This is a genomic window from Saccharopolyspora thermophila (genome assembly GCF_014646075.1).
GTDB lineage: Bacteria > Actinomycetota > Actinomycetes > Mycobacteriales > Pseudonocardiaceae > Saccharopolyspora > Saccharopolyspora thermophila.
This window is the reverse complement of the sequence record NZ_BMMT01000008.1, coordinates 187,161-206,561: the sequence shown is the minus strand read 5'-3', so window position 1 is coordinate 206,561 and position 19,401 is coordinate 187,161. Positions and strand designations below refer to the sequence as shown.

Below are 19,401 nucleotides of genomic sequence, written 5' to 3'. Positions count from 1 at the left end.
CAGCTGCTCAGACGTCACCGCGGTTCATGGCCAGCAGCCGGTCCAGCACCGCCGGGGACGCCTTGAGCCCGTCGTGCTCGTACTCGTTGGTCACCCACACCCGGGCGCGACCGATCTGCTCCGCCGAGGCCAGCGCCTGGTCCCGGTCGACGAACATGTCGTCGTGGTACACCGCGGCGGCGACCGGCACCTCGTTGCGGCGCAGCCGGTCCAGGTCATACAGCGGCGGCCAGTCATCCTTGGCGGCCAGCAGCTCCGCGGCCTCCCGCAGCGGCACCAGCGCCGGGTCCTGCTCGAACATCCAGGGGTAGATCATCTCGCCGGTGAAGTTGACCCGGTCGGCGCTGGTCGCGTCGAACTCGGGGAACTCCGCACGCACCCGGTGCGCGGACCAGCGGGACGCGGTCCGCTGGCAGTAGATGGCCTCGTGCAGCACGGCGTAGAGCGGCCGCTCGGCGAAGGACACCACGGCGTCCACGCCCCGCAGGAAGGTGTCCGACAGCTCCGCGCCGACGAACGCCTCCTCCAGCAGGAAGTGCAGGGCGTCGAACCGGGAGCCCTGGCCGAACTGGATGCCCAGGGTCTGGAACCGCTCGGGCGTCAGCCGTTCCCCGGTGGGCATGCGCACGTCGTGCTCGGCGAGGTGCGCGAAGACCCGGCGGGCGATCGCCGCGTCGTGCGGGTAGCGCGCGTAGTACGCGTCGTTCTTGCGCAGGACCCGCGGGTAGGCCGCGCGGTAGACGTCGTCGGCGTGCCCGGTCAGCGTCGGGATGCCGCCGGTGATCATCACCTGCCGCAGTCCCTCCGGAGCCAGGGACAGGTAGGTCAGCGCGCAGAACCCGCCGAAGCTCTGCCCCAGCACAGACCACGGCTCGTCGCCGACCAGCTGCTTGCGCAGCACCTCAGCGTCGCGGACGATCGCGTCCGCCCGCAGCAGGCTGAGGTGCTCGGCCTGCTCGGCGGGCGACATCCCGGCCAGGGTCTGCCGGTTCGCCGGGGTGCTGCGGCCGGTGCCGCGCTGGTCCAGCAGCAGGACCCGGTACTCCTGCAGGGTGCGGCCCAGCCACGCGCTGGTGCTCAGCGGCCGCTCCGCCTTGCCGCCGGGGCCGCCCTGGAGGTAGACCAGCCACGGCAGCGCCTGGTCCTCCTTGCCGGGTGCGACGACCTCCCGGCCGAAGACCTCGATCTCCCCCGCGCCGGGGTCGTCGTGCCGCAGCGGCACCCGGAACACGTGGTCCCGGGCCACGAGGCCCGCTCGGCGGTATGTGACGGCTGACATCCGATCCCTCTCCTCCCGGTGGTCGGGGCCGCCCGGCCGGCGACCCCGCGCGCGGTCATCAGTAGCCGGGTGCGCCGATCTCGCGGCAGATCTCCACCAGCTCGGGGTGCACGTAGCGGCCGTCGATCTCGATCGGCTCCCCGTCGAGGTGGATCGACGGGCCGAGCACGCTGCCGTCGGTGTGCGCCGCGGCCACCCACGGCTCACCGCCGATCCAGGCACCCTTGGTGCCGATGCCGATCTCCACGCAGCCGAACACCCGCTCGTCCTCGACGATGCGGCCGGTGGGCCGCAGCACGCCCGGGTTGAAGCCCAGCGACCAGTGCGCCAGCCGGAACATGTTGGGGTCGTCGAAGGACTGCATCCAGGCTCGGAACACGTCGGCGTCGCGGCCCCCGGTGATCTCGGTGACCACGCCGTCGCGGACCTCGCAGCGCACCGGCGAGCGCAGCAGCCCGAGGTCGGCCGGAGGCCACAGCGCCCCGTCGAAGACAAGGGTGCCGTGCTGCGTCTGCTCCACCGGGTTCCAGGAGATCTGGCCAGACAGCATGACCGTCTCGCCGGGCTTCTCGGCGGGCTTGCCGCGCAGGTTGATCGGGCGGCCCTGGTTGCGGCCGAGAAGGTCGGTGCCGTTGGCGGCGGTGATGCGCACCTCGTCGGCCCTCTCCAGCAGGCCGACCAGGGCGCGGCCCAGCCGCATCACGCCCCGGAGGTCCGGCCGGCCCACGGTGTCGACCAGCATCGGCACGTCCATGCCGGTGAGGTTGGTGTAGCGGGCGCCGTTGGCGATGGCCGCGCGGAAGGCGTCGCTGTGCATGATGTAGGCGACGCTGAACTCGATCCACACGTCGGCCTGGGCCACCGCAGCGGCCACCGGCGCGGGCGGTTCCATGGCCGAGGTCGGCCGGGTCTCGTACCAGATCACCGTCGGGGTGGCCCCGGCCGCGGCGACGGCCTGCGCGGTGAGCTCGACGACCCGCCGGTCGGTGGCGGTGTCGCCGGTGAGCACCACCTGCTCGCCCGGCTTGACCAGCATGACCTCCTCGACGAGCTTGCGGGCCCCGATCGCGGCCTCCCACGACAGGTACTCCGGCCGGGACTCCACTCGGCTCACGACTTCCACGACAAACCCCCTGTTCCTCGGGTTCTTCGCTCGGTGCTCCGCGGTGGCGCATGAGGTCACCTCGACTCGACGACGCGGCTGGTGGAGTACAGGGCGTCGCCCGCGATGAGGCCCGCTCCGACGAGGTTCAGCTCCTCGTCGGCCTTGTCGCCGCGGCGCTGGCGGTAGAGCACGCGGACCAGCAGCGCGCCGAACACCAGCCAGCACGCCTGCGGGGTGGCGACCAGCAGGCCGGTCGCCAGCAGCACGCCCATCTGCCGGTCGGACCCGCCGAGCAGCTGGATCAGCGCACCCGGGACGGCCCACAGCAGCAGCGTGACGAGCACGTTCGGGTCGGTCAGCCCGGCGTGGATGGTGGCGGCGTAGACCTTGGCGACCGGCGGCAGCAGGCCGTCACCGAAGAACGCCTGCCAGGACACCGCGACCGCGACGGTGGCCACCGCGAAGCCGACCAGCGAGGCGAGGTACTGCTGGACGCGACCGGCGCGCTCGAAGGCGTCGTAGGGGCGGTGGTCGCGGCGCAGGATCCACCCGGCCTTGAAGTCGTAGCCCATGTCGGCGAACGCCGGGCCGGTGGCCGAGGTGTACCCGACGAACAGCGCCAGCGCGACCGGCGGCACACCGACCAGCAGGCCCAGCACGAGGAAGATCAGGGTGACCGCGAATGCCGGGAACCAGCCGGAGTGCATCGCGGCCAGACCGACGATGATCTCGTGGACGATCGCGGCCAGCGCGGTGGCGAGAATCCACAGAACCAGCGCGGGCGGGGACATCTCGGACAGCAGGCCGCCGGCGAAGGCCACGACGGCGGCGCCGAGCACGAACAGCCCGTAGCCGGCCAGCACGCCCCTGCGCAACTGGCGCTCGTCGACCTGCGGCAGCGCGCTCGGGTCCACCGACTCCGCGACCGCGCGGGGGTTGCGGTCCTTGCGGCGCAGCATCAGGTACGCGGCCTGCCCGAGGGCGACCAGACCGGCGCCGATCATTACGCCGTGCGGGATGTGCAGGTCGCCGATGTCGACGTGGAACCAGGTGGGGCTGTACTGGCCGAACAGCAGGCCGAGGCCGAACATGCCCAGCGCCCACACGTTGCCGATGAACGCCACGCCGGCGGCCGAAACCGGCAGCGTGAACAGCGCACCGACGAATCCGACGACGGCACCCCCGGCGAGGATCGCGGCCCGCCGGCCGCCCTTGTCACCGGCGATGATGGTGTCCGCGGCGGCGACGCCCGGCGGCCAGGCGGCCCGCGCGGGCAGCAGCTGCGAGTTGAACAGCCGGTACAGCACGTAGGAGTCGGCCAGCAGCCCGATGGCGACCCCGGCGAACACCGGCCACACCAGGTCGGGGCGGCCGAAGGCGAACGGCACGGCGATCGGCGCGAGCAGCGAGTTGGCCGCCGCGAAGGTCGACCCGGACACCGCGCTCTGCACCAGGTTCTGCCGGTGCACCGAGCGCATCGTGCGCAGCGCGGCGACGTTGATCCGTCCGATGATCATGGCGATGAGCGCGCCGATCACCGAGGTGTTGGCGGAGATGCCCAGGGTGGTGATCAGGTGCAGTCCGATGACGGCTCCGACGACCGAGAGCACGGTGGTGATCACCAACACGGTCGGTTCGAAGGCCCGGGGGTGCGCTCGCTCGGCGCCCGCCAGGGGATCGCTGATGGTCATGAGCAGCCTTTCGAGGACGGACGATCGGCGGGTGCCAGGCGGGCGGCGAGGTCGGCGCCCGCGGCGCGCAGCGGGGCGGTCAGCTCGTCGATCCGGCTGGTGACGCGGTCGGCCGGGCCGATCAGGGTCATCGACGCCACGGTGGCACCGGCGAGCTCCACCGGCACCGCCGCGGCGGCGACGTTGGCGTCGAACTCCCCGGTGGACACCGACAAACCGGTGTCGCGGACCGCCTGCCACCGCTGCCGCAACTCGGCGTAGGTGGTCGGGGTGTTCGGGGTGTAGCGGGTCAGCGGTTCGGGACCGAAGAGCTCGCGGACCTCCTGCACCGGTTGCCCGGCAAACAGGGCGTGCCCGGAGCACCCGGCGTGGCCGGGCATGACGTGGCCAACGATTGCCGAGTAGCTCAGCGGTCCTCGCGCGTCCACGGCGGCGACCGTGCGGTAGGAGGCGCCGTGCGCGACGTTGAGCACGGCGCTCTCCCCCGTTTCCCGCGCGAGCTTGGCCAGTACGGGTCGGGCCAGCAGGCTCAGCGCCCCGCTGCGCTCGGCCACGCGGGCCAGCTGCGACACCGTCGGGCCCAGCCGGTAGCGGCGGGTTTCGGGGACGGCGAGCACGAAACCACGACCGGCCAGCGTGGCCAGCAGCCGCTGGACGACGGACTTGTCCCACCCGAGTTCGCGCGCAAGCTCACTGACGCCCCACTCGGGGCGCTGGTCGGTGAACGACAGCAACACCAGCAGAGCGCGATCCGCGGTCTGCAGCAATCCCGGATTTGCCAACGCCGCACCTCCACGGTGTTGCTATATCCGCAACGGCGTCGCTGTTTGCGCACCGATGCGTGCTACGGTGCGCCTGGTCACCCGATTTGTCAACACATTCCGCAACCCGGCGTCCACAGTGCTCGTCGAGCACCTCGCCCCGCGCGCACTGCCACCGCCGGGATGACCGCCCCCGCGAGCCTGTTTGGTCCACAGAGGACAAACGTGGGCGGTCGCGATCGCCAGCCGGTGTTACCCGGACGCAGCTGTCGGTCCGGCTCGGGGGTTGGCGGGCGGCGAAACCGGCCTGCGGGGAGCGGCTCACCGCCTGCGGAGCCGCGCTGTCCGAGCAGCAGGAATTCCGGTCGGCGGGTGCCGCCGGACGCTCGCCGACCCGTATTCTGGTGAGGTGACGACGGCATCGGAATCCTCGTCCCACAACGGCACCGCGCACAACGGCACCGCCATCCCGCGGGGCCAGGGCGGTGACGCGCTGTCCGTCGCGGCCCGGGAGATCTTCGCCGAACGCGGCTACCACGGCACGTCCATCCGCGACATCGCCAAGCGCGCCGGGTTGAGCCTGTCCGCGCTGTACTACTGGCACTCCAGCAAGCAGGAGCTGTTCGCGGGACTGATGGAGGACAGCGTCACCGACTACGTGCGCGCCTGCGACTCGGCGTTGCGCGACTGCGGAGACGACCCGGTCGAGCGGTTGCGCGCGATCGTGCGCGCCACCGTGGACTACCGGGTGCGGCGGCGGGTGGAGAGCACCATCGCGGCGCGGGAGATCCGCAACCTCGAACCCGAGCACGCGCAGCGGCTCGCGGAGCTGCGCGCCTCGGCGACCCGGCTGTTCCAGGACATCATCGACGAGGGCGTGCGGCGCGGCGCGTTCCGCTGCGAGCACCCCGCCGAGGCCCGCCGCGCCATCCAGGCCGCGTGCAACGCGATCCCGCAGTGGTACGACCCGGAGGGCGATGCGGGCCCGGCCGAACTGGCCGAGCGCTACGTGGCCATCGCGCTGCGCATCGTGGGCCACGAATCCTGACGGCGGTGCCGGCCCGCGGGAACCGGCGGGTCGATTCCCACTGAAACCACCGGGATGTCACCGAGCCAGGAGCCACCGCCGTCCGGGAGTGGCGACGGCTCCGCCACCACCGCGTGCGGAAGATTCCCAGGTTTGCCTCAACGTGGAAGACCCCGGCCCCGCACACCATCCCCAGAAGCGTGGAACGAGGCCAATGGTGCTGCCTCGCAGGTCCACGTCACGCTTGTTACGGGTTCGCGCCAATCTGCTCGCGCAGCCGGCGTTTGAGGACCTTGCCCGTCGCGGTCCGCGGCAGCGGCTCGTCCCGGACCACCACGTGTGCCGGAACCTTGAACGCCGCCAACCGGGCCGCGACGTGCTCCTGCAGCTCGGCCGCGGACACCGGGGCGCGCACGTTGACCACCGCCGCGACCTCCTCGCCCAGCGTGCGGTGCGGCACGCCGAGGACCGCGACGTCGACCACCGCCGGGTGCTCGTGCAGCACGGCTTCCACCTCGGCGCAGTACACGTTCTCCCCGCCGCGGATCACCACGTCCTTGAGCCGGTCCACCACGTGCACCCAGCCGTCCCGCACGTAGCCGAGGTCGCCGGTGTGGAACCAGCCATCGGTGAAGGACTCCGCGGTGGCTTTGGGGTTGTTCCAGTAGCCGCGCACGATGTTCGGGCCGCGGAACCACAGCTCGCCGATCTCGCCCTCGGGCACGTCCTGCTGCGTCGCCGGATCGACCACGCGCAGGTCGGCGCCGGGCATGCAGCGGCCCACGCTGTCGGCGCGCGCCAGGTAGTCCTCGCCCGCGTTGCTCACCACCGCCGAGGTCGTCTCGGTGAGCCCGTAGCCGTTGAACGGCGAGACGCCGGTGCCCAGCGAACCGATGCGCCGCACCAAATCCGGTGGGATCGGCGCACCGCCCATGTTCACGCCCTCCAGCTGCGCGGCCACGTCGGGGCTGTGCTCGACGAGGTCGCGCATCACTGTCGGCACGCCGGCCGCGCTGGTCAGCCGTTCGGTCTCGATCAGCCGAGCCGCGGCCGCCCGGTCCCACCGGTACAGGGTGGCCAGCTTCGCCCCGGTCAACGTCGCGAAGCACAGCGCGGTGAGCCCGGCGATATGGAACAGCGGGAACGTCAGCAGCACCCCGGGTTGCGGCGCGGCCGGGTCGCCCAGCGGCGGGAACTCGCCGCCGTTGGCCAACGCCGCCGCGACGCGCCGGTTCACCACCGTGTTGAGCAGGTTCGTGCAGTGGTTGCGGTGCGTGCCCACCGCGCCCTTCGGGCGGCCGGTGGTGCCGGACGTGTAGAGGATGGTGGCGTCGTCGTCCGGGGCGATGTCCACCTCGGGCAGTTCGGCGTCGAGCGGCAGCGACGCCACCAGGTCCGCCCACGGGCGCACGCCCGGCGCGGGGTCACCGCCGCGCACCTCGACGACCGGGACGTCGCGGTCCAGCAACGCGGTCCGCTCGGCGTCGGCGAAGACCAGCTCCGCACCGGAGTCCGCCATGCCGTAGCGCAGCTCCGCGTCGGTCCACCAGGCGTTGAGCGGCACCGCGATCAGCCCGGCGGCCTGGATCGCCCAGAACACCGGCGCCCACTCCGGGTAGTTGCGCATCGCAATGGCCACCCGGGCGCCGGAGGCCAGCCCGTACTCCTCGCGCAGGGCGCGCGCCAGGCCCGCCACCAGCCGATGGTGCTGGGCGTAGCTGCACCGGTAGCCGTCGTAGACCAGGTAGTCCCGTTCCCCGTGGTTTCGGCTGAACAGCACCACGTCGCGTAGCGTCGCCGGTCCCCCGGCGTACACCCGCATCGCAACCCCGCCGATCTCGCGTTCCACGATCTCGAACTCGCCGCCGGGGCCGGTGAGTTCGCCGATCAACCGTTGCCGCAGATCCACCATCCGCTCCTCGTCGTTCGTGGAATGTGGGTGCCGTTTCGTGGAGTCACGCCGTGTGCGAGCCGCAGTCCTGGGCAGTGCCGGTCGGTGGCGTGGCGGACGTCCCAGCCCGACGAGCGCGAATCCGGACCGGTGGCGGTGGTCGACGAACCGCACCTGCCGGGGCGGCGCGGGGAGTCATCGAGCTCACCGCCGGCTGAGGGCGCGCACCGCCGCGGCCGGATCACCCTGGGTCAGCAGCGCGATCACCGGTGTGGTGACGCCGTTGTCGACGTACTCCTGGACCCGCTCCCGGCAGCGCTCGGCGGGGCCGTGCACCACGAGCTCGTCGACGACGCTGTCCGGGATCGCCGCCAGCGCGCCCTTGCGGTCGCCGGATTCCCACGCCTGCCACATGGGTGTGAGCTCCTCGCGGCCCAGCCACTCGTGGAAGGCCCGGTACACCGGCACGTTCAGGTACGCGGCGATCTGCCGCCGCGCCACCCCGCGGGCGGTGTCCGCGTCGACGTCGGGCAGGACGAAGATGCGCGCCACGATCTCCTTGCCCTGGCCGCCCCCGTGCACGTGCGGCACCACGGTGCGCACGTCCTGCGGGGACAGCCAGTTGATGATCGCGCCGTCGCCCTCGCGCCCGGCCAGCCGCAGCATGCCCGGCCGCAGCGCGGCCAGAAGCAGCGGCGGTGCCGGGTCGGCGACGACCGCGGCGGTGAAACCCTTGATCTCGAACGTGTCGTACTTCTCGGTGACCTTCTCGCCGCGCAATGCCCGGCGCAGGAAGCACAGCGTGTCCCGGACCCGCTTGTAGGGCTCGTCGAACGGGATGCCGTTCCACCACTCCACGATCACGTTCGAGGAGGTGCCGATGCCCAGCACGAACCGGCCCGGCGCGGCTGCCGCCAGGGTGGCCGCGCTCATCGCCAGCGTCGCCGGGCCCCTGGTGTAGACGGGCACGATCGCGGTGCCGAGCCGCAGCCGCGGGGCCCAGGCGCTGGCCAGCGCCAGCGGGGTGAACGCGTCGGTACCGTTGGCCTCGGCCGACCACACGTCGGTGTAGCCCAGGTCCGGCAGTTCGGCGATCAGCTCCCGCTGGTCGGCCAGCGGGAGTCCCGGCAGCGGGACCGTGATGCCCCAACGTCGTTCCACGGATCATTCCCCTCCGTCACGGGTGTGCGTCGCGCTTCTTCAGCTTTCCCTTGACCGGATTACCGGTGCGCGTGCGCGGCAGCTGGTCGGCTGCTGCGCGGCGCCTTGTGGTGGGCGATCCGGTCCCGCACGGAGGACGGGACACCCGGGGGTCACCGCACCAGGAGCTCCGGTTCCCCGAACAACCGCCGGGACTGCTCGGCGTTGGGCACCACGAAGGTGCCCTCGGCCTCCACCAACACCGTGTCCGGGTTGTCCTCCGTGCAGATCGTGGCCACCGAGTTGGTCCACCGCCCGTTCGTCCGCTCCACCCGGCCGACGATCCGCAGCGGGGTCCGCAACGGCACCGGACGTCGGTAGCGCAGCGCGAGCTTGGCGGTCATGCCCGGTTTGCCGTTGGCGGCGTGCGCGTGCCCGAGCACCTGGTCCAGCAGCATCGCGCTGATGCCGCCGTGCGCGTAGCTGGGCGGCCCCTCGTAGGCCAGCCCCAGCGCGCACCGGCCGATGGCGACGCCGTCGACGATCTCCACCCGCATCGGCGGGGCGATCGGGTTGCCCGGCCCCACCGCCGGGTTGAACATCCGCCGCGGCCGGTCACCGGCGTCCACAGTGGCCGCCTGTCCTCGGTCTCGGCGTTCGGCGCCCAACGCCGGGACCAGGGCGCGCACCTGCGCGGCGACCTCGGCGATCGTCTCGGTGTCCACTTCGGACGAAACGGCTGCGTCGGTGAGCTCGCGCAGCGCGGCGCCGAGTTCGCGCACCGCGCGACGCCGCTCCTGCTGCGGATCGGTGTTTTCCGACAAGGCGCTCACGCTGTCTCCTCCGCTGGCTGGCCACAAGCGGCGTCCAGTATCCCCCGGCCACCACCCCACGTCCAGACCGACCGGCCGGTATGACGCAGACGGAGCACCACCCATGGACTCCCAGATTTGCCTCAACTTGGGAATTCTCCCCGCCCCGAGGGCTTCCGAAATGGGCGCCCGGACCGGGGTCGGCATAGTCTTGCGCGTGTGAAGGAGATCGTGACCTTCGTCGAGATGACAGCCCGCGACCAGCTCGTCCCGGCCGATCCGGTGCCCGGCCTGGCCCTGGCGCAGGTGGACCGGGACGCACCGCTGGTCACCGAACTGCTGGCCAGGGTCGGCGCCCCCTACGGCTGGCCGAGCGCGAGCCGCACCCCGGAGCAGTGGGACCGCTGGTTCGCCCAGTGCCCGAACCGGACGTTCTGGCTGCTGTCCTTCCAGGACGAGCCCGCGGGCACCGTCGTCTACGACCTCCACCCCGGCAACGAGGTGGAAATCGAGATCTTCGGCCTGCTCCCGGAGTTCGTCGGCAAGGGCCTGGGCGGCAGCGCGTTGACGCTCGCGGTCGAACGGGCGTGGGAACTCATCCCCGAGGTGAGCAGGGTCTGGCTGCACACGTCGTCGCAGGACCACCCGCGCGCCCTGCCCAACTACCACCGCCGCGGTTTCCGGACGTACACGACGCAGGAAGGCGAACGCGGCTGACCGACCGCCGCCACGACCACGGCGCCCCGGCCCCCACGGTGCCCAGGGGGTGAGGGGCACCCTGCACCGAGTTCGGCAGGGTGCCCCTCCTCTCGATCACACCGGTCAGCTCAGGGGACGGTCGGTGGGGGCGATGGGGGCCGGGAGGATGTCCCGGCCCGTCAGGTAGCGGTCCACCCCGGCCGCTGCCGCTCGGCCCTCCGAGATCGCCCAGACGATCAGGGACTGGCCGCGGCCCATGTCGCCCGCCGCGAACACACCCTCCACACTGGACATGAAGTTCTCGTCGCGGGCCACGTTGCCGCGTTCGTCGAACTCCACGCCCAAATCCTCCAGCAGCCCCTTCCGCTCCGGGCCGACGAAGCCCATCGCGAGCAACACCAGCTGCGCCGGCAGCTCCCGCTCCGTGCCCGGCACCGGCTCGAATCCGGAGTCGCCGCGGCGGACCTCCACCAGGCGCAGCGCCCGCACCCGGCCCTCGTCGTCGCCCAGGAACTCCTGGGTGCTGACCGAGTACAGCCGCTCGCCGCCCTCCTCGTGCGCCGAGGACACCCGGTAGATCACCGGGTACGTCGGCCACGGGTGCTGTTCGGAGCGCGACTTCGGCGGCATCGGCATGATCTCCAGCTGCGTCACCGACACCGCGCCCTGCCGGTGCGCGGTGCCCACGCAGTCGGCGCCGGTGTCGCCGCCGCCGATGACCACCACGTGCTTGCCCTCGGCGTGGATCGGGGACTGCTCGAAGTCGCCCTCCTGCACCTTGTTCGCCAGCGGCAGGTACTCCATCGCCTGGTGCACGCCGTCCAGCTCCCGCCCCGGGATCGGCAGGTCCCGGGGCTGCGTCGCGCCGCCGGCCAGCACCACCGCGTCGTAGTCGGCCCGCAGCTGCTCCGTGGTGACGTCCACGCCCACGTTCACCCCGGTGCGGAACTCGGTGCCCTCGGCCCGCATCTGGCCCAGACGCCGGTCCAGCCGCCGCTTCTCCATCTTGAACTCCGGGATGCCGTAGCGCAGCAGCCCGCCCACACGGTCGGCCCGCTCGTAGACCACGACGCTGTGGCCCACGCGGGTCAGCTGCTGCGCCGCGGCCAGCCCAGCCGGGCCGGACCCGACCACCGCGACCTTCTTACCCGTGCGGGTGCGCGGCAGCTGCGGACGCACCAGCCCGGCGTCCCAGGCCTTGTCGATGATGGTGATCTCGACCTGCTTGATGCTGACCGGGTCGCCGTTGATCCCGACCACGCAGGCCGCCTCGCACGGCGCAGGGCACAACGTCCCGGTGAACTCCGGGAAGTTGTTCGTGGCGTGCAGCCGCTCGACCGCCTCCTGCCAGTCGTCCCGCCACACCAGGTCGTTCCACTCCGGGATCAGGTTGCCCAGCGGACAGCCCTGGTGACAGAACGGGATGCCGCAGTCCATACAGCGGCCGGCCTGCTTCTGCAGCCGCGACTGCTCGAACTCCAGGTAGACCTCGCGCCAGTCCTTGATACGCACGTCCACCGGACGACGCTGCGGCGTCTCCCGCGGCGTCGTCATGAACCCCTTGGGATCAGCCATGTGCGGCCTCCATGATCGCCTCGTTGACGTCGCGCCCGTCGCGTTCGGCGGCGCTGCGGGCCGCGAGGACCCGCTTGAAGTCCTTCGGCATGACCTTGCCGAAGCGCTCGACCGAGGTGTCCCAGTCGGCGAGCAGTTCCCGCGCCACCTGCGACTCGGTCTGCTCGTAGTGCCGCCGCACCCGGTCCTGCAGGAACTCCCGGTCGGCGTCGTCGAGCGGGTCCAGGTCCACCATCTCCGGGTTGACCCGGCGGGTGTCCAGGTCGAGCACGTAGGCGATGCCGCCGGACATGCCGGCCGCGAAGTTGCGCCCGGTGGCGCCGAGAACCACCACTCGACCGCCGGTCATGTACTCGCAGCCGTGGTCGCCGACACCCTCCACCACCGCGATCGCGCCCGAGTTACGCACGCAGAACCGCTCGCCGACCACGCCGCGGACGAACAGCTCGCCGCTGGTCGCGCCGTAGAGCAGCACGTTGCCGGCGATGATGTTGTGCTCCGCGGCGAAGCGCGCCGCCGGGTCCGGACGCAGCACGATCCGCCCGCCGGACAGGCCCTTGCCGACGTAGTCGTTGGCGTCGCCGAGCAGCCGCAGGGTGATGCCGCGCGGCAGGAACGCCCCGAAGGACTGACCGGCGGAGCCGGTGAACGTGACGTCGATGGTGTCGTCGGGCAGCCCCTCGCCTCCCCACCGCCGGGTCAGCTCCGAGCCGAGCATGGTGCCGACCGTGCGGTTGACGTTGCGCACCGGCATGTCCAGCCGCACCGGGGTGCCTTCCCGCAGCGCCCCCTCGCACAGCTGGATCAGCGTGTTGTCCAGGGCCTTCTCCAGTCCGTGGTCCTGCTCGGTGGTCTGGCGGCGCGCCGCCCCAGGGGGCAGTTCCGGGACGTGGGTGATGGGCGTGAGGTCCAGGCCGCGGGTCTTCCAGTGCCGCACCGCCTCGGTGGTGTCGAGCAGTTCGGCGTGCCCGATCGCCTCGTCCAGGGTGCGGAAGCCCAGCTGCGCCAGGTACTCGCGCACCTCCTGCGCGACGAACTCGAAGAAGTTCACCACGTACTCGGCCTTGCCGGTGAACTTGGCGCGCAGCTGCGGGTTCTGCGTGGCCACGCCCACCGGGCAGGTGTCGAGGTGGCAGACCCGCATCATGATGCAGCCGGACACCACCAGGGGCGCGGTGGCGAAGCCGTACTCCTCGGCACCGAGAAGGGCGGCGATCACCACGTCACGGCCGGTCTTGAGCTGGCCGTCGGTCTGCACCACGATCCGGTCGCGCAGGCCGTTGGCCAGCAGCGTCTGCTGCGTCTCGGCCAGGCCCAGCTCCCAGGGGCCGCCGGCGTGCTTGATCGACGACAGCGGGGAGGCCCCGGTGCCGCCGTCGTGACCGGAGATCAGCACCACGTCCGCGTGCGCCTTGGCCACCCCGGCCGCGACCGTGCCGACGCCGACCTCGGACACCAGCTTGACGTGGATCCGCGCCCGTGGGTTGGCGTTCTTCAGGTCGTGGATCAGCTGCGCCAGGTCCTCGATCGAGTAGATGTCGTGGTGCGGCGGCGGCGAAATCAGGCCCACGCCGGGCGTGGAGTGCCGGGTTTTGGCCACCCACGGGTACACCTTGTGGCCGGGCAGCTGGCCGCCCTCGCCGGGCTTGGCGCCCTGCGCCATCTTGATCTGGATGTCGTCGGCGTTGACCAGGTACTCGCTGGTGACCCCGAAGCGCCCGGAGGCCACCTGCTTGATCGCCGAGCGGCGCGAGTCGCCGTTGGCGTCGGGGGTGAACCGCTCGGCGTCCTCGCCGCCCTCACCGGTGTTGGACTTGCCACCCAGCCGGTTCATCGCGATGGCCAGCACCTCGTGCATCTCCTGCGAGATGGAGCCGTAGGAGATGGCGCCGGTGGCGAACCGCTTGACGATGGACGAAACCGGCTCGACCTCCTCGATCGGCACCGGTTTGCGCACGCCCTCGCGGAACCTGAACAACCCGCGCAGTGTCATCAGTTCGCGGGACTGGTCGTCGACGGACCTGGTGTACTCCTTGAACACGTCGTAGCGCCCGCTGCGCGTGGAGTGCTGGAGCTTGAACACCGTCTTCGGGTTGAACAGGTGCGGTTCGCCCTCACGCCGCCACTGGTACTCGCCGCCGACCTCCAGGCTGCGGTGCGGCGCCCGCACCCCGTCGGCCGGGTAGGCGCGGCGGTGCCGTTCGGCGACCTCCTCCGCCAGCACGTCGAATCCGACGCCACCAAGCCGAGAGGTGGTGCCGGTGAAGCACCGCTGCACGACCTCCTCGCCGAGACCGATCGCCTCGAAGATCTGCGCGCCGGTGTAGGAGGCCACTGTGGACACGCCCATCTTGGACATGGTCTTGCGCACGCCCTTGCCCAGCGCCTTGATCAGGTTGCTGGTGGCCTGCTCGGCGTCCACGCCGCGGATTTCGCCGCGGCGAACCAGGTCCTCGACGGTGGCCATGGCCACGTACGGGTTGACGGCGGCGGCGCCGTACCCGATGAGCAGGGCGACGTGGTGCACTTCGCGGACGTCGCCGGCTTCCACGATCAAGCCCACCTGGGTGCGCTTCTTCTCCCGCACCAGGTGGTGGTGCACCGCGCCGGTGGCCAGCAGCGACGGGATCGGCGCGTGCTCGGCGTCGGCGGCGCGGTCGGACAGCACCAGCACGTGCGCGCCGTCGTCGACGGCGGCCGAGACCTCCTCGCAGATCTCGTCGAGCCGGTGGCGCAGCGCCTCGCCGCCGCCGGCGACGTGGTAGGTCATGGACACCACGGCGGGTTTGAGGTGCGGGTGCTCGCCGTCGTCGTTGATGTGCACGATGCGGGCGAGCTGTTCGTTGTCCAGCACCGGGAACGGCAGCACCAGCTGGCGGCAGGCGTCCGGGTGGTGGTCGAGCAGGTTGCGCTCGGGCCCAACGTGGGTGCTCAGCGAGGTGACCAGTTCTTCCCGGATCGCGTCCAGCGGCGGGTTGGTGACCTGCGCGAAGAGCTGGGTGAAGTAGTCGAACAGCTGGCGCGGGCGCGCGGAGAGCGCCGCGAACGGCACGTCGTTACCCATCGAGCCGACCGGTTCGGCGCCGGTGGTGGCCATGGGCTTGAGCAGCACGCGCAGTTCTTCCTGCGTGTAACCGAAGACCTGCTGTCGGTGCACGAGCGAGTCGTGCGAGGGCAGTTCCCGTTCCCGGTCGGGCAGGTCGGACAGGCGCACGACCCCGGCGTCGAGCCACTCCTGGTACGGGTGCTCGGCGGCGAGCTGGCCCTTGATCTCGTCGTCGTCGATGATCCGCCCCTCGGCGGTGTCGACGAGGAACATCCGGCCGGGCTGCAACCGGCCCTTGCGGACCACCTTGTGGGGCTCGACGTCGAGCACGCCGACCTCGCTGGCCAGCACCACGAGCCCGTCCTCGGTGACCCAGTAGCGGCCGGGGCGCAGACCGTTGCGGTCCAGCACGGCACCGATCTGGGTGCCGTCGGTGAACGCCACCAGCGCGGGGCCGTCCCACGGTTCCATCAGGTAGCTGTGGAACTCGTAGAAGGCACGGCGGGCCGGGTCCATCTCGGCGTGGTTCTCCCACGCCTCCGGAATCATCATCAGCACCGCGTGCGGCAGCGACCGGCCGCCCAGGTGCAGCAGTTCCAGCACCTCGTCGAAGGTCGCCGAGTCGCTGGCGTCCGGGGTGGCGATCGGGAACAGTCGCTGCAGGTCACCGGGGATCAGGTCGGTGGCCAGCATGCTCTCCCGGGTCCGCATCCAGTTGCGGTTGCCCTTGAGCGTGTTGATCTCGCCGTTGTGCGCGATGAAGCGGTACGGGTGCGCCAGCGGCCACGACGGGAACGTGTTCGTGGAGAACCGCGAGTGCACCAGCCCGATGGCGCTGGTGAAACGCTCGTCGTGCAGGTCGGGGTAGAACGCGGGCAGCTGCGCCTCGGTCAGCATCCCCTTGTAGACGATGGTGCGGGCCGACAGGCTCGGGAAATACACGTTGGCCTCGTGCTCCGCACGCTTGCGGACGCAGAACACGCGGCGCTCGAACTGCAGCGCCGTCTCGTTGTGCGCGCCGTCCGAGCCGTGGCCGAGGAACAGCTGACGGAAACCCGGCATCGTCTCGCGCGCCGAGCTGCCGGCACAGCTGGGCTCCACCGGCAGTTCGCGCCAGCCGAGCACGCGCAGTCCTTCTTCGGACGCGATTCGCTCGATGGTGGCCACCGCCTGCGCTGCTTCGTCATCGGCGGTGGGCAGGAACGCGGTGCCGACCGCGTAGGCACCGGGTTCGGGCAGTGCGAAGGGCACCACCTCACGGAAGAACGCGTCGGGGATCTGGGTCAGCAGCCCGACCCCGTCACCGGTGTCCGGGTCGGCGCCCTTGGCGCCGCGGTGCTCCAGGTTCCGCAGCGCCGTCAGCGCCTTGCGGACCAGGTCGTGGCTGCGCCGACCACGCAGGTCGGCGACGAATGCGACACCGCACGCGTCGTGTTCGTGGGCAGGGTCGTACAGACCTCGGTCGGTGGCGCTACGCTGCGCCGTCCTTCTTACATGGTGGGAAAGGGGCATCGTACCTCCCGTCGTCAGGCCGCGGCCCGCACCAGGGCATGACTCACCCACTGCGGACCCGCAAGAACCTTTGGGGGCACTGACAAAAGGATGCGCCGTTGCACTCTTGGTCAGTTTGAGGCACTCTACATAGCGAGCGCCGGGAAAGCTACCATTGAGTAACGCCAAGTTACGCGGAGATGACGAACTTCTCAGTCGTTGGGACGGCGCGGTCACAATCCCTGTGAGCTCGCGATATTCCACTGGACAACACTGTCCATACGCGACTGTCGAGCGATGCGAGTGGCATTGTTCACGATCTCCTTGCCGCGTCGGCAGATTGCTGCTTACCGCTTTCGGATTCGGTTCAGAACCGCATGTTTTGCGGTGAGCGGGCGGGCACGTTCCGCATTCGCCGGCGAACGCGAGTGAAATTCACCCGAATGCCAAGGGGTTCCCGGTCCGGGTATGACCGCCGGGCGCGCGTTATTCCCGCGCCTGCCCGGCCATCGCCAGCACCCCGGTCCGATTCCGGGCAAAACGCCCCAGGAGCGCGATCAGGACCAGGCCGATCAGCAGGTACGGGTTGCCGACCAGATGCTGCAGCGGCGTCCACGGCGGGCCGTCGGGCAGCATCCGGAAGGAGGCGGTCAGCACCGCCACCAGCACCACCCCGAAGGTCACCAGCCAGCCGGGGCTGCGCAGCCGAACGGCGCACCCCAGCAGCACCAGCAGACCGGGAGCACACCACACCCAGTGGTCCGACCACGAGGTCGGAGAGACGAGCAGCGCCAACAGCCCGTTGGCCACCACCGCAAGCGCCGGTTCCACGCGCCGGATGGCGAACACCACGACGGCGGTGCAGGCCAGCACCAGCACCAGCCACACCGCGTTCCGCACGACCGGCGTGAGTTCCAGGCGGGCCAGCCCGCCCATGATCGACTGGTTGGTGTGGAAGGCCGAACCGCTGACGCCGTGCGCCGGGCCCCTGCCGAACCAGTAGTCCACCGCGGCCTGGTAGTTCAGGCCGAAACCGGCGAGGGTGCTCAGCACGGCCGTCCCCGCGGCGACCACCGCCGCCCGGTGGTCCCGGCGGAACACGAAGAAGAGCAGGAAGGCGGCGGGCGTGAGTTTGATCGCAGCGGCGACGCCGACCAGCAGGCCCCGCGGCCAGCGCGGGTAAAACGCCAGGCAGTCGACGATCACCAGGCCCATCAGCGCGATGTTGATCTGGCCCAGCCCGAACGAGGCGTAGACCGGCTCGAGGAACAACGTGAACGGCAGCAGCCCCATCGCCACCGCGGCCGCCCCGCGCGCCCCCACCGACGGCCACATGTGCCGCGTGACCAGGTACAGCGCCGCCCCGATGGCCAGCAGGTCGACGATGTAGAGCGCGACCAGCCCGACGATGAACGGCAACAGCGCGAACGGCAGCAGCGGCACCAGCGCGAACGGCGGGTACACCCACGGCAGCACGCGCCCGATGCTCACCGTCGGAGCGCTGTTCATGATGTCCCCGCCGACCAGCCAGGTGTGCACCGCCCAGCGGTACACCTGGTAGTCGATGCCCGCCCGGCTGTCCAGGCCCGCCCGCCCGAGCAGGACCAGCAGGACGAAGGACGCGACGAGGGCCGGGACGGCGATCCCGATGATCGCGCGGGAGTGGTTGACGACGAATCCGCGGAGCCGGTCCGCCAGCCCGTCGAACTTCGGGGCAGCGTGGCCGGACTCGAACTGCACCGTGGCCAACTGGGTCCTCTCGGTCGTGCGACCGGCGCTGATCGTCGGAGCGTGATCGGCCGATCACGCCGAGCTCGCCAGGTCGCGGGGATACCCGTGAAGAACCGGAAGACTCTAACCCACCGCGGCCCCGGCCCCGCGCGCGCCTCGCCGATCAGGCCGGATCATGCCTGGATGGGGCACGATGTCGCCCGGATCGGCGGGGACCCCGGCCGGGAGGGTGACGGCCGGAGGACCTGCGGTCAGAAGATGACCCGAGCTGACTGGAGCGTGGGCGCGAGGCCGGGTTCTCCTCGGTGGACCGTGACGTTCGCTTCCGGGGCCCGCCGCCCGGAGAGGCTTCTCATCACGCCCAGGGCGTCTCCCTGAAGCGCCGCCACCGGGGCGTCGTCGCCGATCTGCCAGTCCCCCGGCACCGCTCCCGTCAGGTGCAGGACGAACGCCGGGCCCGCCCATTCGTCGTCGAGGTCCCGCAGGACCTGCTCCACCACTCCCCTGTCGTGGGCGTGAGTGGCGAACGTGCGGCCCGTGGCGCGGCAGATGTCGATGCGGTGCATCCACATGTCCCGGGTCAGGACCACGTCCACGACGTAGCCCAGGGACACCGGCGGCACGTCCGGGTAGCCGCTGTCGAACATGCGGTCACGCACCGCGTCCGGCATCGACGGCAGTGCGTCGAGCAGCTGCCACCACAGGCGGGTGAACTCGGTGGCGAGCTCGTTGGTCTGCCGGTCCCGCCAGCCGTCGACCGCCGCCTCGTTCATCGCGTTCAGCAGGGGCAGCCGCGGGTAACGCTCGGTGCCCTCCCGGACCCGCCGCGCCATCAGCTCGTTGTCCAGGGTGACCTCGGCGTTGCCGATCAGGTGGGAGACGACGTCGCGCACCGTCCAGCCGGGGCAGTCGGTCTCCACCAGCCACTCCGAGGCGGGCAGCTCGCCGAGCAGCGCCTGCATCGCCTCCACTTCCGGGCGCATCAGGTCGGTCGCGTGCGCGTGGTCGGTTCGGGCCACGTCGTGGGCCCGCACGATGGTCGTCATGATCTCTCCCCCCGCGACGTCTGAGCGTGCGCCCACCGGGTACCCGGGCCCGGGTGGTCGCCGTCGCGAAGCGGCGCAGGAAGTCCGGGGCCGCCGGTGCTCCCCCG

General features: G+C 71.3%; 13 protein-coding genes. 2 read left to right on the top strand and 11 right to left on the bottom strand.

Features of this window, described 5'->3' with window-relative positions:
- Positions 1-7: 7 nt before the first annotated feature.
- The 4 genes from IEY17_RS13640 to IEY17_RS13625 all read right to left on the bottom strand — a co-directional run bounded on the left by IEY17_RS13640 (position 8) and on the right by IEY17_RS13625 (position 4,857).
- Entirely contained in the window at positions 8-1,279 is a 1,272-nt protein-coding gene (locus IEY17_RS13640; protein ID WP_188987735.1) for an alpha/beta fold hydrolase, read from the bottom strand.
- Positions 1,280-1,337: 58 nt separating this feature from the next.
- Positions 1,338-2,393 (bottom strand): 2,5-dihydroxypyridine 5,6-dioxygenase NicX family protein, encoded by a 1,056-nt coding sequence (locus IEY17_RS13635; RefSeq protein ID WP_229680131.1) that lies wholly within the window; start codon positions 2,391-2,393, stop codon positions 1,338-1,340.
- A 65-nt stretch (positions 2,394-2,458) separates the two neighbouring features.
- Complete coding sequence (locus IEY17_RS13630) at positions 2,459-4,075, bottom strand: OPT/YSL family transporter (protein ID WP_188987733.1); 1,617 nt, start codon at positions 4,073-4,075, stop codon at positions 2,459-2,461.
- On the bottom strand, positions 4,072-4,857 hold the full coding sequence (locus tag IEY17_RS13625; RefSeq protein ID WP_188987732.1) for an IclR family transcriptional regulator: 786 nt from the start codon (positions 4,855-4,857) through the stop codon (positions 4,072-4,074). The genes IEY17_RS13630 and IEY17_RS13625 overlap by 4 nt, the downstream gene beginning before the upstream one ends.
- Positions 4,858-5,245: 388 nt before the next feature.
- Here IEY17_RS13625 and IEY17_RS13620 point away from each other — a divergent pair, with 388 nt between their 5' ends.
- Positions 5,246-5,884, top strand: a complete 639-nt coding sequence (locus IEY17_RS13620; protein WP_188987731.1) for a TetR/AcrR family transcriptional regulator — start codon at positions 5,246-5,248, stop codon at positions 5,882-5,884.
- Between the two features lie 226 nt (positions 5,885-6,110).
- On the opposite strand, the gene IEY17_RS13615 is transcribed toward IEY17_RS13620, so the two are convergent.
- From IEY17_RS13615 to IEY17_RS13605, 3 genes are all read right to left on the bottom strand, one after another.
- Positions 6,111-7,775, bottom strand: a complete 1,665-nt coding sequence (locus tag IEY17_RS13615) for a class I adenylate-forming enzyme family protein (protein ID WP_188987730.1) — start codon at positions 7,773-7,775, stop codon at positions 6,111-6,113.
- A gap of 183 nt (positions 7,776-7,958) precedes the next feature.
- Positions 7,959-8,915 (bottom strand): LLM class F420-dependent oxidoreductase, encoded by a 957-nt coding sequence (locus IEY17_RS13610; RefSeq protein ID WP_188987729.1) that lies wholly within the window; start codon positions 8,913-8,915, stop codon positions 7,959-7,961.
- Between the two features lie 152 nt (positions 8,916-9,067).
- Positions 9,068-9,727: a PaaI family thioesterase gene (locus IEY17_RS13605; RefSeq protein ID WP_229680129.1), complete on the bottom strand. Its 660-nt coding sequence runs from the start codon at positions 9,725-9,727 to the stop codon at positions 9,068-9,070.
- 198 nt (positions 9,728-9,925) lie between these two features.
- Here IEY17_RS13605 and IEY17_RS13600 point away from each other — a divergent pair, with 198 nt between their 5' ends.
- Positions 9,926-10,423 carry a GNAT family N-acetyltransferase gene (locus IEY17_RS13600; RefSeq protein WP_188987728.1) on the top strand — a complete coding sequence of 166 codons (498 nt, stop codon included), beginning with the start codon at positions 9,926-9,928 and terminating at the stop codon, positions 10,421-10,423.
- Between the two features lie 105 nt (positions 10,424-10,528).
- On the opposite strand, the gene IEY17_RS13595 is transcribed toward IEY17_RS13600, so the two are convergent.
- The 4 genes from IEY17_RS13595 to IEY17_RS13580 form a co-directional block, all read right to left on the bottom strand.
- Positions 10,529-11,980, bottom strand: a complete 1,452-nt coding sequence (locus tag IEY17_RS13595) for a glutamate synthase subunit beta (RefSeq protein WP_188987727.1) — start codon at positions 11,978-11,980, stop codon at positions 10,529-10,531.
- Positions 11,973-16,538, bottom strand: coding sequence for a glutamate synthase large subunit (gltB, locus tag IEY17_RS13590; protein ID WP_188987726.1), 4,566 nt, complete (start codon positions 16,536-16,538; stop codon positions 11,973-11,975). Before gltB ends, IEY17_RS13595 begins: the two co-directional genes overlap by 8 nt.
- 465 nt (positions 16,539-17,003) lie before the next feature.
- On the bottom strand, positions 17,004-18,257 hold the full coding sequence (locus tag IEY17_RS13585; protein ID WP_229680140.1) for a glycosyltransferase family 87 protein: 1,254 nt from the start codon (positions 18,255-18,257) through the stop codon (positions 17,004-17,006).
- A 242-nt stretch (positions 18,258-18,499) separates the two neighbouring features.
- On the bottom strand, positions 18,500-19,294 hold the full coding sequence (locus IEY17_RS13580) for a maleylpyruvate isomerase family mycothiol-dependent enzyme (protein WP_188987725.1): 795 nt from the start codon (positions 19,292-19,294) through the stop codon (positions 18,500-18,502).
- Between the last annotated feature and the right edge of the window lie 107 nt (positions 19,295-19,401).

Excerpts from the sequence above, each read along its gene's own strand:
- IEY17_RS13640 (WP_188987735.1), bottom strand. The coding sequence starts at position 1,279 with ATGTCAGCCGTCACATACCGCCGAGCGGGCCTCGTGGCCCGGGACCAC.
- IEY17_RS13630 (WP_188987733.1), bottom strand. The coding sequence starts at position 4,075 with ATGACCATCAGCGATCCCCTGGCGGGCGCCGAGCGAGCGCACCCCCGG.
- IEY17_RS13615 (WP_188987730.1), bottom strand. The coding sequence starts at position 7,775 with ATGGTGGATCTGCGGCAACGGTTGATCGGCGAACTCACCGGCCCCGGC.
- IEY17_RS13595 (WP_188987727.1), bottom strand. The coding sequence starts at position 11,980 with ATGGCTGATCCCAAGGGGTTCATGACGACGCCGCGGGAGACGCCGCAG.
- gltB (WP_188987726.1), bottom strand. The coding sequence starts at position 16,538 with ATGCCCCTTTCCCACCATGTAAGAAGGACGGCGCAGCGTAGCGCCACC.
- IEY17_RS13580 (WP_188987725.1), bottom strand. The coding sequence starts at position 19,294 with ATGACGACCATCGTGCGGGCCCACGACGTGGCCCGAACCGACCACGCG.